General features: G+C 60.7%; 3 protein-coding genes. 2 read left to right on the forward strand and 1 reads right to left on the reverse strand.

All coding sequences use genetic code 11. The features are described from left to right. Window positions 1–85: 85 nt before the first annotated feature. Window positions 86–406 (forward strand): DUF736 domain-containing protein, encoded by a 321-nt coding sequence (locus tag AC0L3P_RS39700; protein ID WP_473309426.1) that lies wholly within the window; start codon window positions 86–88, stop codon window positions 404–406. 250 nt (window positions 407–656) lie between these two features. Here the strand turns inward: AC0L3P_RS39700 and AC0L3P_RS39705 are convergent, their stop codons facing one another. Next, window positions 657–884: a helix-turn-helix domain-containing protein gene (locus AC0L3P_RS39705; protein WP_007594546.1), complete on the reverse strand. Its 228-nt coding sequence runs from the start codon at window positions 882–884 to the stop codon at window positions 657–659. A gap of 230 nt (window positions 885–1,114) precedes the next feature. On the opposite strand from AC0L3P_RS39705, the gene AC0L3P_RS39710 reads away from it, so the two are divergent. Then, the gene (locus AC0L3P_RS39710; protein ID WP_473309427.1) at window positions 1,115–1,387 is read left to right on the forward strand and encodes a DUF2285 domain-containing protein; all 273 of its coding nucleotides are present in this window, start codon (window positions 1,115–1,117) and stop codon (window positions 1,385–1,387) included. Window positions 1,388–1,425: the final 38 nt, after the last annotated feature.

Below are 1,425 nucleotides of genomic sequence, written 5' to 3' on the forward strand. Positions count from 1 at the left end.
GTGGGCTGCGGAGTCTCCCACCCCGCAGGGGCAACAGGCGCGCGTGACGGACTCCACCCGTCACTCTTGGCGCACGAGAAGTGACATGGCTAACATCGGTTCTTTCAAGAAGGTCGGCAACGATTTCCAGGGCGAGATCGTCACCCTGAGCCTGCAAGCCAAGGGCGTCCGTATCATCGCCGAGACCAACCGCTCCAACGACAATGCTCCCAGCCACCGCATCTACGTGGGCCGGGCGGAGATCGGCGCAGCTTGGTCGAAGCGCTCTGAAGAGGGCCGCGATTACCTCTCGCTCAAGCTCGATGATCCCTCGTTCAACGCGCCGATCTACGCGAACCTGTTCGACGATGAAGGCGGCGAGGGCTACACCTTGCTCTGGTCGCGGCCCCGCAAGAGCGGCGAGTAGACACTCCGCCAAGCCCCGTCCGGTCCGCCGGGCGGGGCTTCTCAAAATCCGACGTCGGTCGATGAGACCGACTGTTTTTTTAGATCGTTGCGTCAATTTGAGGAAGATTTCGTTTGATGGGCGCGCTCCGCGCGTCCCTGTGGGCGCTGTTCGAGGCCTCACACACGGCCGCCGATCCAGCGGGATCGGCGGCTCCGTGACGCTTGTCGAGGTCGGGCGCTCCCTGGCTACCGGCCCGGCTCGTGGAAGTTCATGATCGAACTTTGGACACCTTCTCCTCAAGCAGATCTGCAGGCCGGACCCCTAAAGCTTGGGCAATCTGCCAGATCGTTAGCAATGTCGCGTTTTGCAGCCCTCGCTCCATGCTGCTCACGAAGGCCCGGTCAACGCCCATGCGTTCCGCCACGGCCTCTTGGCTCAAGCCAAGGGCCAGTCGAAATCGACGCGCGTTCGCTCCGAAAACCTTGCGGATATCCATCCGCAGGATAGGAAGCAATCGCGTATTTTGGCGCTACGTGTTATAATACGCGGAGCTGGGTGTTGAAGCTCACGGACGGAGCCTCGATTGCTGAATATGTGGGGAACGCGGCTTCTTGAACGCTCGCCCGAGTTCGTGGCATGCCATATGCTACAGAACGGAACTGTTCGAGCCGGCAAGGCGTTCGCCTCGCAATTTTATTTTCAATCCCGCGCACATTGTAGCCTCTGATGTCGAAGCCGTCGCTAGATCTTGACGTCGCGGATGTCGCGCCGAACGAGCCGGCGCTGACAGCCTATGACGAACAGCATGTCGTCACGTACCTTCGCCTTCTGCAGGCGGAGGGCCAGGGGGCGGACTGGCGTGAGGTCGCTCGAATCGTCTTGCATATCGATCCGGAGCGAGAGCCGGAACGCGCGCAGAGCGCATATCAGAGTCATCTTGCGCGCGCCAAATGGGTGACGGAGCAGGGACGTCTTTTACGTGGCGCCGGCTCAAAATAGAAAAAATCGCCGACTAGAGGCGCGCAGCTGGAATGCTT

The organism is Bradyrhizobium sp. WSM4874 (assembly GCF_055811835.1).

Coding starts and splice junctions, on each gene's coding strand:
- AC0L3P_RS39700 (WP_473309426.1), top strand. CDS start 86: ATGGCTAACATCGGTTCTTTCAAGAAGGTCGGCAACGATTTCCAGGGC.
- AC0L3P_RS39705 (WP_007594546.1), bottom strand. CDS start 884: ATGGATATCCGCAAGGTTTTCGGAGCGAACGCGCGTCGATTTCGACTG.
- AC0L3P_RS39710 (WP_473309427.1), top strand. CDS start 1,115: ATGTCGAAGCCGTCGCTAGATCTTGACGTCGCGGATGTCGCGCCGAAC.